The organism is Mesorhizobium sp. WSM4308 (assembly GCF_002294905.1).
GTDB lineage: Bacteria > Pseudomonadota > Alphaproteobacteria > Rhizobiales > Rhizobiaceae > Mesorhizobium.
On the sequence record NZ_NSFW01000012.1, the window covers coordinates 181,368 to 196,323 of the forward strand.

The 14,956-nt window shown below is 63.1% G+C and carries 11 protein-coding genes; 4 read left to right on the top strand and 7 right to left on the bottom strand.

Annotated elements, in window-relative coordinates; translation table 11 throughout:
- Positions 1-17: 17 nt before the first annotated feature.
- From glgB to CK227_RS22640, 5 genes are all read right to left on the bottom strand, one after another.
- Complete coding sequence (glgB, locus tag CK227_RS22620) at positions 18-2,252, bottom strand: 1,4-alpha-glucan branching protein GlgB (protein ID WP_095770823.1); 2,235 nt, start codon at positions 2,250-2,252, stop codon at positions 18-20.
- Between the two features lie 106 nt (positions 2,253-2,358).
- A complete protein-coding gene (locus tag CK227_RS22625; RefSeq protein WP_095770824.1) occupies positions 2,359-4,827 on the bottom strand; it encodes a glycogen/starch/alpha-glucan phosphorylase in 2,469 nt (822 codons plus the stop codon).
- Positions 4,828-4,958: 131 nt separating this feature from the next.
- Positions 4,959-5,762, bottom strand: coding sequence for an ATP-binding cassette domain-containing protein (locus CK227_RS22630; RefSeq protein ID WP_245318013.1), 804 nt, complete (start codon positions 5,760-5,762; stop codon positions 4,959-4,961).
- Positions 5,738-6,799: an ABC transporter permease gene (locus CK227_RS22635; RefSeq protein ID WP_095770825.1), complete on the bottom strand. Its 1,062-nt coding sequence runs from the start codon at positions 6,797-6,799 to the stop codon at positions 5,738-5,740. The genes CK227_RS22630 and CK227_RS22635 overlap by 25 nt, the downstream gene beginning before the upstream one ends.
- A gap of 160 nt (positions 6,800-6,959) precedes the next feature.
- On the bottom strand, positions 6,960-7,976 hold the full coding sequence (locus tag CK227_RS22640; RefSeq protein WP_179295792.1) for a sugar ABC transporter substrate-binding protein: 1,017 nt from the start codon (positions 7,974-7,976) through the stop codon (positions 6,960-6,962).
- Positions 7,977-8,203: 227 nt separating this feature from the next.
- Between CK227_RS22640 and CK227_RS22645 the strand changes: the two genes are divergently transcribed.
- The 4 genes from CK227_RS22645 to CK227_RS22660 all read left to right on the top strand — a co-directional run bounded on the left by CK227_RS22645 (position 8,204) and on the right by CK227_RS22660 (position 12,203).
- The gene (locus CK227_RS22645; protein ID WP_095770826.1) at positions 8,204-9,430 is read left to right on the top strand and encodes an ROK family transcriptional regulator; all 1,227 of its coding nucleotides are present in this window, start codon (positions 8,204-8,206) and stop codon (positions 9,428-9,430) included.
- A complete protein-coding gene (locus CK227_RS22650) occupies positions 9,431-9,877 on the top strand; it encodes an RbsD/FucU family protein (RefSeq protein WP_095770827.1) in 447 nt (148 codons plus the stop codon).
- The gene (locus tag CK227_RS22655; protein WP_095770828.1) at positions 9,874-10,797 is read left to right on the top strand and encodes a carbohydrate kinase; all 924 of its coding nucleotides are present in this window, start codon (positions 9,874-9,876) and stop codon (positions 10,795-10,797) included. Before CK227_RS22650 ends, CK227_RS22655 begins: the two co-directional genes overlap by 4 nt.
- Before the next feature lie 263 nt (positions 10,798-11,060).
- Positions 11,061-12,203 (top strand): DegT/DnrJ/EryC1/StrS aminotransferase family protein, encoded by a 1,143-nt coding sequence (locus CK227_RS22660; RefSeq protein ID WP_095770829.1) that lies wholly within the window; start codon positions 11,061-11,063, stop codon positions 12,201-12,203.
- A 13-nt stretch (positions 12,204-12,216) separates the two neighbouring features.
- On the opposite strand, the gene cysQ is transcribed toward CK227_RS22660, so the two are convergent.
- Both cysQ and cysN read right to left on the bottom strand, forming a co-directional pair.
- Positions 12,217-13,008 (bottom strand): 3'(2'),5'-bisphosphate nucleotidase CysQ, encoded by a 792-nt coding sequence (cysQ, locus tag CK227_RS22665; protein WP_179296346.1) that lies wholly within the window; start codon positions 13,006-13,008, stop codon positions 12,217-12,219.
- Between the two features lie 10 nt (positions 13,009-13,018).
- Positions 13,019-14,956: a sulfate adenylyltransferase subunit CysN gene (cysN, locus tag CK227_RS22670; protein ID WP_179296333.1), complete on the bottom strand. Its 1,938-nt coding sequence runs from the start codon at positions 14,954-14,956 to the stop codon at positions 13,019-13,021.

The window sequence follows — 14,956 nt, forward strand, 5'->3', positions numbered from 1 at the left end:
CTACCCTCCCAATTTACTCAAGTCTCGCCCTGTTCGTCGGCCTCGGCCACGAGTTCGAGCATGATTGTCGACAGCGGCGGCAGAAGCATCGTCGCCGAGATGCTCTTGCCTTCCGCCCTTGCCTCGACCATGCCGCCATTGCCCATGCCGGAACCGCCATATTCGGATGCGTCGGTGTTGATGATCTCGCGCCACTTGCCGGCCTTCGGCAGCGGCACGCGATAATTGTCGCGCGGCACCGGCGTGAAGTTGGAGATGACGGCCACCGGGCTACCGCCCGGCGCGTTGCGCACCCAGGCGAAAACCGAATTCTGGCTGTCGTCGACGATCAGCCAGGAAAACCCTTCCGGTTCGCAGTCGCGGCCGTGCAGCGCCGGGCGCGACCGATAGAGATAGTTGAGATCGCGCACGGTCTGCCAGACGCCGCGATGCGGGCGGAAATCGAGCAGATTCCAGTCAAGAGCGCGCGCCTCGCTCCATTCGCGGCGCTGCGCGAATTCCTGTCCCATGAACAAGAGCTTCTTGCCGGGGTAGCCCCACATGAAACCGTAATAGGCGCGCAAGGTCGCGAATTTCTGCCAGTCGTCACCGGCCATCTTGCCCAGCAGCGTGCCTTTGCCGTGCACGACCTCATCATGCGAGAGCGGCAGCACGAAATTCTCCGAGAAGGCGTAGGTCAGGCCGAAGGTCAGGTCGTTGTGGTGGTGCTTGCGGAAAATCGGCTCCTTGGAGAAATACTCCAACGTGTCATGCATGAAGCCCATGTTCCACTTGAAGCCGAAGCCCAGCCCGCCTTCATGCACCGGCGCCGAAACCTTCGGCCATGAGGTCGATTCCTCGGCGATGGTCATGACGCCGGGATGGTGGCCGTAGACCTCCTTGTTCATCTTCTGCAGGAAAGAGACCGCCTCGAGGTTCTCGCGGCCGCCCTTCTCGTTGGGGATCCACTCGCCGGCCTTGCGCGAATAGTCGAGGTAGAGCATCGAGGCGACCGCATCGACGCGCAAACCGTCGACATGATATTTCTCGGCCCAGAACAGCGCATTGTTGACCAGAAACGACACCACCTCGCGGCGGCCGAAATTGTAGATCGCTGTGTTCCAGTCGGGATGAAAACCCTTGCGCGGATCGGCATGTTCGTAGAGCGCGGTGCCGTCGAAATGGGCCAGGCCATGCGCGTCGACCGGGAAATGCGCCGGCACCCAGTCGAGGATGACGCCGACGCCGGCGCGATGCGCGCCATCGACGAAACGGGCAAAGCCGTCCGGATCGCCGAAGCGGGCCGACGGCGCGTAGAGGCCGGTCGTCTGATAGCCCCAGGACGGATCATAGGGATGCTCGGAAATCGGCATGAACTCGAGGTGGGTGAAGCCGGTCTCGACCACATAGGGGATCAGCCGGTCGGCCATTTCGTCCCATGACAGGAACGTGCCGTCGTCGTGAAGCTGCCAGGATCCGGCGTGGACTTCGTAGATCGAGACGGCCTCGCGCCGGGGATCGGCATTGCGCCAGTAGTTGCGATGCGCCTCGTCGCCCCACTCATGCGCCGGCGGCACGGCAACAACCGAAGCGGTGGCGGGACGCAGTTCGGATTTGAACGCAAACGGATCGGCCTTCAGCGGCAGCCTGACGCCATCGGGTCCAATGATCTCGTATTTGTAGGGTCGTCCGGCACCGATGTCCGGGATGAACACCTCCCATATGCCGGTGTCGCGGCGATCGCGCATCGTGTGGCGGCGGCCATCCCAGTCGTTGAAATCGCCGACCACCGAGACGCGTCTTGCGTTGGGAGCCCAGACGGCGAAATGCACGCCGGTGGCGCCTTCGTGCTCGATGACGTGCGCGCCAAGCTTGTCGAACAGCCTGAGATGCGACCCTTCGGCGATATAGTAATCGTCCATCGGCCCCAGCACCGGGCCGAATGAATAAGGATCGGTCAGCCACCAGTCACCGCCGGCATTGCGCGCGTGATAGCGCAGCGGCTGCCGCTTCTTGATCGACAGCCTGCCTTCAAAGAAGCCGGCATCGTCTCGCCTGGACAACGCACCGGCCTCGATGCCCGTCAGCGTATAGGCAATGACGGCCTCGGCATGTGGAACGAAGCAACGGGCAAACAGGCTTTTGCCGACCTCATGGACACCGAGGACCGCGAACGGATCTCCGTGCGTGCCGGCGACAATCGCCGCAACATCGCTGGCTGGCGCCAGTCCGTCCGGCCCGCTTGTCGCAGCGGTCACGCGCGGCTTCCTCATCAGGCAGTGTCCCTCCCAGGGCACCAGGTGTCTATTTCTGGTGATGTGAGTTCGCATTCAACCCAAATCACCGGGACCACATTGTTCGTGGCCTCATGCAATCACATCAGGCAGGCACGTTCCAGATTTCTTTCGCGTATTGGCGGATGGTGCGATCGGACGAGAACCAGCCGACGCGCGCGACGTTGCGGATTGCTCTGGCATACCAGTCCGGGCTGTTGCGCCAGACAGCGTCGACATCACGCTGGGCGGCGGCGTAGGCGTCGAAATCGGCGGCGACCATGAACCAGTCGCCGGTGTAGAGGCCGTTGATGAGGTCGCGGTAACGGTCCGGATCGTCCGGCGAAAAGACGCCCGAGGAAACGGCCGCGACCGCCTGCGACAGTTCGGGCGAGCCCTCGATCACGGCACGCGGGTTGTAGCCGTTGCTGCGCCGTTCAGCGACCTCGGCCGTGGTCAGGCCGAAGATGAAGATGTTGTCGTCGCCGACGCATTCCTTGATCTCGACATTGGCGCCGTCGAGCGTGCCGATGGTCAGGGCGCCGTTGAGTGCGAACTTCATGTTGCCGGTTCCCGACGCCTCCATGCCGGCGGTCGAAATCTGCTCGGACAGGTCGGCGGCCGGCATCAATACTTCGGCCAGGCTGACATTGTAGTTCGGCACGAACACCACCTTCAGCAAGCCGCGCACCGCCGGATCGCGGTTGATGACCCTGGCGACGTCATTGGCGAGTTTGATGATCAGCTTGGCGTTGTGGTAGCTGGGCGCCGCCTTGCCGCCGAAGAATTTTACGCGCGGCATCCAGTCGCGCTCGGGATGCGAGCGGATCTGGTCGTAGAGCGCGATCGCCTCGAGGATGTTGAGGAGTTGGCGCTTGTATTCGTGGATGCGCTTGACCTGGATGTCGAACAGCGCCGACGGGTCGACCTTGATGCCGAGTCGGTCGGCGACGAGATTGGCCAGCCGCGCCTTGTTCTGGCGCTTGACGCCCGCGAATTTCTCCCGGAACGCGCTGTCATCGGCAAAGCCGTCGAGCCCTTTGATGGAGTCGATATCGTCGAGAAAACGGTCACCAATCGCCTCGCGGGCGAGCGAGGTCAGGCCGGGGTTGCACTGGATCAGCCAGCGCCGCGGCGTGATGCCGTTGGTCTTGTTGTTGATGCGATCGGGATAGAGCTTGTGCAGGTCGGCAAACACCGTTTCCTTCATCAGCTCGGTATGCAGCGCCGACACACCGTTGATCGAATGCGAGCCGACAAAGGCCAGATTGCCCATGCGCACGCGGCGGTCGCCATTTTCCTGGATCAGCGAAATGCGGCTGATCTGCTCGCCCGAGAACTGGTCGGTGGCGCGTGCCTCCAGAAGCACCTGCGCGTTGATGGCGTAGACGATCTGCATATGGCGCGGCAGAAGCCGCTCGAACAGCGGCACCGGCCAGCTTTCCAGGGCTTCGGGAAGAAGCGTGTGGTTTGTGTAGCCGAAGGTGCGTTTGGTGATGTCCCAGGCGAGGTCGAAGTCCATGCCGTGGACATCCATCAAGAGCCGCATCAGCTCCGGCACGGCGATCGCCGGGTGGGTGTCGTTCAAGTGGATCGCCGCCTTGTCGGGCAGCGACTTCAGGTCGCCATACTGGCTGAGATGGCGCTGCACGATGTCCTGCAGCGAGGCGGTCGAGAAGAAATACTCTTGCCGCAGCCTGAGCTCCTGCCCGGCCATGTGGGAATCGGCGGGGTAAAGCACGCGCGACAGCGCGTCCGCCTTGTTGCTTTCGGCGAGCGCGCCGATGTGGTCGCCGGCATTGAACTTGTCGAGCAGGATCGGATCGACCGGCATGCCCGACCACAGCCGCAGCGTATTGACGCGGTTGCCCCGCCAGCCGACGACAGGCGTGTCGTAGGCGACAGCCAGGACATGTTCGGTCGGCTTCCAGACGTGGCGCTCGAGCCGGCCGTCCTTCGACGTGATGGACTCCACCGAACCGCCGAAGCCGACTTCGAAGGAGCGTTCGCGCCTTTCGAACTCCCAGGGGTTGCCGTGATCGAGCCATGTCTCGGGCAGTTCCACCTGCCAGCCGTCGTGGATCTCCTGACGGAACATGCCGTTGGCGTAGCGGATGCCGTAGCCATGCGCGGGAATGTCGACGGTCGCCATGCTTTCCATGAAGCAGGCGGCAAGCCGGCCAAGGCCGCCATTGCCGAGCGCCGCGTCGGGTTCCAGCGCCGCGATGAGATCGAGGTCGACGCCGAGCGACGACAGCGCCTCGCGCATATTGGCCATCAGGCCAAGATTGGAGAAGGAGTCGCGCATCAGGCGGCCGATGAGGAACTCCAGCGACAAATAGTAGACGCGCTTTTCCTGCTGGTCATAGGCCTCTTTGGTTGCCTGCATCCAGCGATCGACGATGCGGTCGCGCACGACCTTGATCGAGGCCGTCAGCCAGTCGTACTGGGTCGCGACGGTGGTGTCCTTGCCGACCCGGTATTTGAGGGCCACCAAGACTTCCCTTGCGAGCGTCTTCGGATCAGGATTTTCGAGCAGGGGCGGAAGGGTTTCGGATGTCATTGCGCGCGTCATGCTGCCTCTCGTGCGGTTGCAACGATCATACCGGCTTTCACCATTCATCCCAGCCCATGTTACCGCATTGCAACATATATTCAATCGATTTAGATGAACGCCCGCCAGCTTACCCTGCGGCAATTTGACAATCAGGCGGCCAGCGCAGCCTCCGGAGGCGCCTTGGCACCGGTCATGAAGGCAACGGCGTCGGACATCGTATATTGCTTGGGATCGATGACGGCGAGGCGACGGCCGAGGCGATGAATGTGGACGCGGTCGGCCACCTCGAAGACATGCGGCATGTTGTGCGAGATCAGCACGATCGGCAGGCCGCGCTTCTTGACGTCCAGGATCAGTTCGAGCACACGGCGGCTCTCCTTGACACCAAGGGCCGCCGTCGGCTCGTCCATGATCACCACGCGGCTGCCGAAGGCAGCGGCGCGCGCCACCGCGACACCCTGGCGCTGGCCGCCCGAGAGCGTTTCCACCGCCTGGCCGATGTTCTGGATGGTCATCAGGCCGAGTTCGGTGAGTTTGTCGCGGGCGCGCTTTTCCATCGCCGGACGGTCGAGCATGCGCAGCCATTGCCCGAGGAAGCCGGGTTTGCGGATCTCGCGGCCGAGGAACATGTTGTCGGCGATCGACAGTGCCGGCGACAGCGCGAGGTTCTGGTAGACGGTCTCGATACCGGCCTCGCGGGCTTCCATCGGCGACTTGAAGGCAACGGTTTTGCCTTCAAGCCGGATTTCGCCTTCGTCGGGCACGACAGCGCCTGAAATCGCCTTGATGAGCGACGACTTGCCGGCGCCGTTGTCGCCGATGACGGCGAGGATTTCGCCGGGATAGAGGTCGAAGTCGGCATTGTCGAGGGCGGTGACGCGGCCATAGCGCTTGACCAGGCCGCGCGCGGTGAGAATGGGGTCCTGGGTCATGCCGAAACCTTTCTGATCCATTGGTCGACCGCCACGGCGCCGATGATCAACACACCGGTGAGCAGCACTTTCCACTGCGGGTCGGCGCCAAGCATGTTGAGGCCCATGGAGACGACGCCGACGATCATCGCGCCGAACAGCGTGCCCAGGATCGAGCCGCGCCCGCCGAAGAGGGAAATACCGCCGATCACCGTCGCGGTGATCGCCTGCAGATTGTAGTCGGTGACGGCCGCCGACGGCGAGATCGAACCGTTGCGGCCGATCGAGACCCAGGCGGCGAAAGCAGCGATGAGCCCGGCAAGGGTGTAGACCGTCACCAGCACCTTCTTGGTCTGGATGCCCGACAGCTTGGCCGCCTCCTGGTCGTCGCCGACAGCGTAGACATGGCGGCCCCAGGCGGTGTGGTTGAGGACGTACCAGAGCAGCATCACCAGCGCGACCATGGCGATGACGCCGAGCGTCAGCACCGCGGTACCGACCTTGAAGCTCAGGGCGAACAGATGCAGCAGCGGCGCCTGGGTGTCGACGTCGGTGTCGCGGATCGTTTCATTGGCCGAATAGATGAAGTTCGTGGCCATGACGATGTTCCACGTGCCAAGGGTCACGATGAAAGGCGGCAGCTTCATGTAAGCGACCAGCAACCCGTTGAGCAGCCCGCAGGCAGCACCGGCGGCAAGTCCGAGCGCCACGGCCACTACGCTCGGCAAGCCGTAACTGACGGCGCAATTGCCCATGATCACGGCTGAAATCACCATGATGACGCCAATCGACAGGTCGATGCCGGCGGTCAGAATGACCAGTGTCTGCGCAGCGCCCAGAATGCCGACGATGGCGATCTGCTGCAGGATCAGCGTCAGCGTATAGGACGAGAAGAAGCGCCCGCCAATGGTGATGCCGAAGATGATGATCGACAGGACCAGCACGATCAGCGGCACCGCCGCCGGCGTCGAATGCAGGAAATGCTGGACGCGCCTGACTGCGGATTTGTGTTCGTCGAACGCGGCAACGCTGGTGTCGCTGCCCGAGAGAACCTTCTCGAATTCCTGAGTTTGAGCCATGTTTCCTCCCCGTGAGGGGTCAGCCTAGCGCCGACGCCCATCCACGTCTTTCCGGTCTGTCGCCGGGATTGCTCGCGGTCACGCGACCCATCGTCCACCCGAAGCGGCCGGGGATCAAGCCCCGACCGCTCGAGTTCGGTAATTGCCGGTCAGGTCGGCATCAGCCCCAGCACTTGGCGAGGCCTTCCTTGGTGTCGATGGACTTCACGCCGTTGGCCGGCTTGTCGGTCACCAGGTTGACGCCGGTGTCGAAGAAATTCTTGCCTTCGGTCGGCTTCGGCTTGGTTCCATCCTTGGCGAAGGCGGCGATCGCCTCGATGCCGAGCGCCGCCATCTGCAGCGGGTACTGCTGCGACGTCGCGCCGATGACACCTTCCGTCACCGACTTTACGCCGGGGCAGCCGCCGTCGACGGAGACGATCAGCACCTGCTTTTCAAGGCCGACAGCCTTGAGCGCCTGGTAGGCGCCGACCGCGGCGGGCTCGTTGATGGTGTGGATGACGTTGATGGTGTTGTCCTTCTGCAGAAGGTTCTCCATCGCCTTGCGGCCGCCCTCCTCATTGCCGTTGGTGACGTCGTGGCCGACGATGCGCGGATCGGTTTCGTCGCCGATCTTGTTGGGATCCTTCACGTCGATGCCGTAGCCCATCATGAAGCCCTGGTCGCGCAGCACGTCCACGGTCGGCTGCGACGGCGTCAGGTCGAGGAAGCCGATCTTGGCGTCCTTGGCCTTGTCGCCGAGCGTCGCGGCGGCCCAGGCGCCGATCAGCTTGCCGGCCTCCAGATTGTCGGTGGCGAAGGTCGCATCGGCCGCGTCGATCGGGTCGAGCGGCGTGTCGAGCGCGATCACCAGCAGGCCGGCGTCACGCGCCTTCTTCACGGTCGGCACGATGCCCTTGGTGTCGGATGCGGTGATCAGGATGCCCTTGGCGCCGTCGGCAATGCAGCTTTCGATCGCCGCCACCTGGCTTTCGCTGTCGCCGTCGATCTTGCCGGCATAGGTCTTGAGGTCGACGCCGAGTTCCTTGGCCTTTGCGGTCGCGCCTTCCTTCATCTTGACGAAGAAGGGATTGGTGTCGGTCTTGGTGATCAGGCAAGCGCCGACGCCGGCTGCGGAGGCGGACGACGCAAACGCCATCAGACCCAGGGCAGCCGCGGCAAACACGGTCGATTTCAACAATTTTGTATTGGTCACGATCTTCCTCCCAGTGGAACCATTCCGGATGCCGGCCACCGGCATCTACGGCGCATCCTACGAATTCTCCCAGCGTGGACGCCGCCTCAACAGACACCAGACCGCGGCCGCTGTCAATAATTAAATCACTCTTATTTATTATTGACAGCCTTGCGTCGTTCACTCATTCTGGCCCAAAAGCGTTGAGGGGAAACGATGGGAGGAACAGGGTGGAGACCGCCACTGCGAGGCACGGTTCGCCCGAAGCGAATGACAGCCTGATTCACCGCGGCACCAACCAGAGCGGCATGCGCGATCACAACGAGCGGCTAGTGCTCTCGCTGGTGCGCCAGCAAGGCAGCCTGGCGAAATCCGACATCGCCCGCATGACCGGACTTTCGGCGCAGACGGTTTCGGTCATCATGCGCGAACTCGAGGAAGAAGGCCTGCTCGTGCGCCAGGCGCCGCTGCGCGGCAAGATCGGCCAGCCTTCAATACCCATGGCGCTCAATCCGGAGGGCGCCTTCTTCATCGGCCTCAAGATCGGCCGCCGCAGCGCGGAACTGGTGCTGATCGATTTTCTTGGGCACGTGCGCTCGATGCTGCAGCACTCCTATCGCTATCCGGCACCGCGCGAGACGGTTGAATTCGTCACTTCAGGGATGAAGAAGATGCGCGGCGAACTGACACCGGCGCAGGACAAGCGCATCGCCGGGCTCGGCATCGCCATGCCGTTCGAACTGTGGAACTGGGCCGACACCGCCGGTGCGCCGCGCGATGTCATGGACGAATGGCGCCACCGCGACATCAGGGCCGATATCCAGTCGCAATGCGATTTTCCGGTCTATCTGCAGAACGACGCCACCTCAGCCTGCGGCGCCGAGCTCGTCTTCGGCCAGGCGGGCGGCGCACGTGACTTCGTCTATTTCTATATCGGCGCCTTCGCCGGCGGCGGCATCGTGCTCAACGGCCGGCTGTTCGGCGGGCCAACCGGCAATGCCGGCGCGCTCGGCTCCATGCCGGTGCCCGGGCCGGACGGCAAGCCGACCCAGTTGATCGACGTGGCGTCGATCGCCATGCTGGAAAAAGCGCTCAATGCCCGCGGCGTCGAGGCCTCGCACCTATGGACGTCGCCCGAGGATTGGGGCGAGATCGGTTCCGAACTCGACGACTGGATCGCCAGCGCTTCACAGGCGCTCGCCTATGCCATCGTCGCGGCGTCCTCGGTCATCGATTTCGAGGCGGCGGTGGTCGACGGCTGGATGCCGCAGGCGGTGCGCCGCAGGCTGGTCGATGCCATCATCGCGGCCATTGCGACAATCGACGGCGAAGGTCTGAAACTTCCCGCCGTTCGCGAGGGCACCGTCGGCATTCATGCCCGGGCGCTCGGCGGCGCCAGCCTGCCGCTTTCCGAGCGCTTCCTGATCGGCTCGACGACGATTTCCAGGAGCGCCTGAATGCTTATCGGAATCCCGGCGCTGCTCGGTCCGGACCTTCTGGCGACGCTGCGCGCCATGGGTCATGGCGATGAGATCGCCCTGGTCGACGGAAACTATCCGGCCGAGGAGCAGGCAAAGCGCCTGATCCGGGCCGATGGTCATCACCTCATTCCGGTGCTTGATGCGATCTTGAGCGTGCTGCCGGTCGACGACGCCGTTCCGGAAGCCCTGTTTCGCGCCTCCGTCAAAGGCAATCCCTCGATTGCCGATCCAGTCCATCACGAGATCGAGGCGATCTGCGCCAAGCACGCACCGGGCCGCAAGGTGGTTGCACTGGCAGGCGCCGACTTCTATGCACGGGTCAAGTCGGCGCATGCCATTGTCGCGACAAGCGAGCCCAGGCTTTACGCCAACATCATCATCCGCAAGGGCGTGATCTATCCGCCGGAGACCAAGACGCCATGATCCTCTGCTGCGGCGAAGCCCTGATCGACATGCTGCCGCGCATCACGACGCAGGGCGAGCCGGCCTTTGCCCCTTATGTCGGCGGCGCGGTGTTCAACACGGCGATCGCGCTTGGCCGATTGGGTGCGCCGGCCGGCTTCTTTTCGGGCCTGTCGTCGGATCTTTTCGGCGGCCAGTTCAGGGATGCGCTGGGCGCGAGCAAGGTCAGTTCCACCTATGCCCACACCTCGCCCAGGCCGACCACGCTCGCCTTCGTGCGGCTCACCAATGGCCAGGCGACCTACACGTTCTACGACGAGAACACCGCGGGGCGCATGCTGACGATCGACGACCTGCCGTCGCTCGGCAACGAGATCGAGGCCATGCTGTTCGGCGCCATCAGCCTGATCTCGGAGCCAGCCGGCGGCGCCTATGAAGAGTTCATGCGGCGCGAGCATGCAAGCCGCGTCATGATGCTCGACCCCAACATCAGGCCGAACTTCATCCCGGACAAGGCCAAGCACCTCAAGCGCATCCGCGAGATGATGGCGATGGCCGACATCGTGAAACTGTCGGACGAAGACCTCCATTGGTTCGGCGAAGCCGGCTCGCATGACGATGTCATCCGCAACTGGCTCGATCGAGGACCCAAGCTGATCGTCGTGACCCATGGCAGCGAAGGTGCCGTCGGTTACACCAAGGACCACACCGTCACCGTGATGCCGGAAAAGGTCGAGGTGGTCGATACGGTCGGCGCGGGCGATACGTTCAACGCCGGCATTCTCGCCTCGCTGCATGAACAGGGCCTGCTGACGAAGGCGGCCATCGGCGGCCTTCCGCAAGACGCCATTCGCAAGGCATTGGCGCTTGGTGCCAAGGCAGCGGCAGTGACCGTGTCGCGCGCGGGCGCCAATCCGCCATGGCGGCATGAAATCGCCTGAGTAACGCTCAATTTAAGTTGAGCCAGCCGATCACTTTATGTTTCGCGGGGCCGCCCAGCGGGACTATAAAGACGCAAGCGCGCCTGACGAAGCCCGGATTTCCGGCATCTTGTGAAGATACGCCGGAAATCGGAGGTAACAGACTGCGACACCCAGGCAATTGGCGGCTCTGGCTGTCCGGCTTTCTCGGCAAGCACAACTCTGGTACCAGCGGGCCGTTCTTTGGCTAAACCGCCCGGTTAAAAATCGTTTTTGAGGCTGACATGCAGTTCATCGATCTTGGCGCACAGCGCGAACGCATCCGCGACCGGCTGAAGGCCGCGATCGACCATGTCGTCGAGGACGGCCGTTATATCCTTGGCCCGCAGGTCGCGGAGTTCGAGAAGAAGCTTGCGGCCTATATCGGCACCAAACATGTCGTGGCCTGCGCCAACGGCACCGATGCGCTGCTGCTGCCGCTGTTCGCCGCCGGGATCGGCCCGGGCGACGCGGTGTTCGTGCCGAGCTTCACCTTTGCCGCCACCGCCGAAGTGGTGGCGCTGGCCAAGGCGGAACCTGTGTTCGTCGATGTCGATCCGGTGACCTACAACATCGACATCGCCAGCCTCGAGGCGGCCATCGCCATGATCAAGAAAGAAGGCCGGCTGCAGCCGAAGGCGATCATCCCGGTCGACCTGTTCGGCCTCGCCGCCGACTACGATGCGATCATGGCGATCGCCAACCGCGAAGGGCTGTTGGTGATCGAGGACGCCGCCCAGTCGATGGGCGGGTCGCTCGATGGCAAGATGTGCGGTGCGTTCGGCCATGTCGGCTCGACCAGCTTCTATCCCGCCAAGCCGCTTGGCTGCTATGGCGACGGCGGCGCGATGTTCACCAATGACGACGAGATGGCCGACAAGCTGCGTTCCTTTGCCTTCCACGGCAAGGGCGAGACGCAGTACGACAACATCCGCGTCGGCATCAATTCGCGGCTCGACACGCTGCAGGCGGCGATCCTCATTGAAAAGCTCGCCATTCTCGAAGACGAGATGGTGGCGCGCCAGGTGGTGGCAAACCGCTATGCCGAAGGGCTGGGCGATGTCGTCACCGCAGCCCGCAACCTCGACAGCAGCCGTTCGGCCTGGGCGCAGTACGCCATCGAGACGACCAAGCGCGACGGCCTGAAGGTGCATCTGAGCGAAAAGGGCATTCCGTCCGTCATCTACTACGTCAAGCCGCTACATGCGCAGGTCGCCTATAGCGACTACCCGCGCACGCCGACCGGTCTTGCCGTCTCGGAGGAACTGCCGAAGCGCATCCTGTGCCTGCCGATGCACCCGTATCTCAGCGAAGCTGACCAGGACCGGATCATCGAGACGATCCGCAACTATATCGGCTCGAACTCGGCGCAGGCCGCAGCCGAGTAATCGGCAGCAGCTCTCAGGCGGGGCTCGCCCCTGCCCTGCCGCTGGCAATGAAATGCGGGTTGGCGAAATCCTCGTCATCGGCCTGATCGCGTTTGCCGTAAGCCAAGGGCTTGCCATCGAGCGTTCGTGTCGTACCGCCCGCCGCGCGCAGCACCGCGTCCCCCGCGGCGGTGTCCCATTCCATGGTTCGTCCAAAGCGAGGATAGACATCCGCCTCGGCGCTGGCGAGAAGACAGAATTTCAAGGAAGAGCCAACGGAAACGATCTCGGCTGCGCCGAGGTCGCGAATATAGGCTTCGGTTTCAGGCGTGTTGTGGGAGCGGCTGGCAACCACGGCAAGTGGTGATGTCGCCGCTCTCACCGAAATCGGCCGGCGGCCGACGATCTGATAGTCGTCATTGATTTCCAGGGCTTCCGCGCGGCCCGGCCGTCCCGAAAAGAAGCGGCCGGTGCAAGGCGCGAAAACGACGCCGACTTCCGGCACACCATGGCGGACAAGCGCGATGTTGACGGTGAAGTCGGTGCGGCGATTGACGAATTCCTTGGTGCCGTCGAGCGGATCGACAAGGAAAAAGGCCTCACCAAGATCGGTCGGCATGATTCCAGACGCCGCTTCCTCTTCGGCCACGCAGGGAATCTCGGGAAATGCGGCGCGCAGGCCGGAGAGAATGATCTTCTCGCTCTCGCGGTCCGCCTCGGTCACCGGCGAGGCGTCTGATTTCCGGTCGACCGCGCAGCCGGCGCGGAAGACGCGCATCACCTCGCGTCCAGCCGCCAGGGCCAGCCGCTCGAAGACGTCGAGCATCGACCTGTCGTCAGATACCGCCGCCACTTTCATATTGGTCTTCGGCAATGTCGCGCTCATTCAGCCAATGTTCCAGGGCATCTACCATCTCTTCCGCCGATTTGCCGAGCGTCTTCAGATGGATCTCCGGGTTTTCCGGTGCTTCGTAAGGTGAATCCACGCCGGTGAAATTCTTGATCTCGCCATTCAGCGCGCGGGCATAAAGGCCTTTCGGATCGCGCCTGGCGCACTCCTCGAAAGGCGTGTCGACAAACACCTCGATGAACTCGCCATCGGCCATCAACTCGCGCGCCACGCGCCGTTCGGCGCTGAACGGCGAAATGAAGGAGACAATCACGATCAACCCGGCATCGGCCATTAGTTTGGCCACTTCGGCGACCCGGCGGATGTTCTCGACGCGGTCGGCATCGGTGAAGCCGAGATCGCGGTTGAGACCGTGACGGACATTGTCGCCGTCCAGAATATAGGTGTGACGGCCGGTGGCGAACAGCTTCTTCTCGAACAGGTTGGCGATGGTCGACTTGCCGGAGCCGGAAAGCCCGGTGAACCAGAACACAGCAGGGCGCTGGTTCTTCATGTCGGCGCGCACGCGCTTGCCGACATCGAGCGATTGCCAATGGATGTTCTCGGCACGACGCAGCGAGTGCACGATCATGCCCGCGCCGACGGTGGCGTTCGATATGCGGTCGATCAGGATGAAGGCGCCGGTGGTCCGGTTTTCGGCGAAGGGATCGAAGGCGATCGGCGCCCGTGTCGAGATGTTGCAGATGCCGACTTCATTCATTTCAAGCGACTTGGCCGCCTCATGGGCGAAGTCGTTGACGTTGATGCGGTATTTCAGGTCGGTGACGGTGGCGCTGGTCTGGTCGGTTTCGGTGCGCAGGATGTAGGAGCGGCCCGGCAGCAGCGCATGCTCGTCAAACCAGACGATGTTGGCGGCGAATTGATCGGCGACCTGCGGCCTGGCGGCCGGCGAAACCAGCATATTGCCCCTGGAGACTTCGACCTCGTCGTCGAGAACAAGCGTGATGGCCTGGCCGGCCACCGCCTGTTTGAGATCGCCGCCATGAGCGACAATGCGTTTGACATGCGAGGACTTGCCGGATTTGGCGACGACGACTTCGTCGCCCTGCGCGATGGCGCCGGAAGCGATCGTGCCGGCAAAGCCGCGGAAATCGAGATTGGGGCGGTTGACGTACTGCACCGGAAAACGGAACGGCTGCTCGACGGCGGCTTCTTCGACCGACACGGTCTCAAGGTGCTCGATCAGCGTCGGACCGGAATACCATAGCATGTTGTCGGTGCGGCCGCTGACATTGTCGCCGTAGCGGGCCGACATCGGGATCGGCACGATGGTCTGGAAGCCGAGATCGCGCGAGAATTGTGCATAGTCTTGGACGATCCGGTCGAAGACCGCCTGGTCGAAATCGACGAGATCGATCTTGTTGACGGCCAGCACGATGTGACGGATGCCGAGCAGCGAGGCGATGATCGAATGGCGCCTTGTCTGGCGCAGCACCCCTTGCCTTGCGTCGATCAGCACGATCGCCAGATCGGCGGTCGAGGCGCCTGTCGCCATGTTGCGGGTGTATTGCTCGTGGCCGGGCGTGTCGGCGACGATGAATTTGCGCTTCGGCGTGGCGAAGAAGCGGTAGGCGACGTCGATGGTGATGCCTTGCTCGCGCTCTGCCTCGAGACCGTCGACCAGCAGCGCGAAATCGATGTCATCGCCCGTGGTGCCATGCTTGCGCGAGTCGCGTTCGAGCGCCGCAAGCTGATCCTCGAAAATCTGCTTGGTGTCGGACAGGAGGCGGCCGATCAGCGTCGACTTGCCGTCGTCGACCGAACCGCAGGTCAGGAAGCGCAGCAGCGACTTCTTCTCCTGCGCTGCCAGGTAGTCGCGGATGCTGTCGGTGGGGGCGAGGCTTTTTGCCATGATGTGACGCAT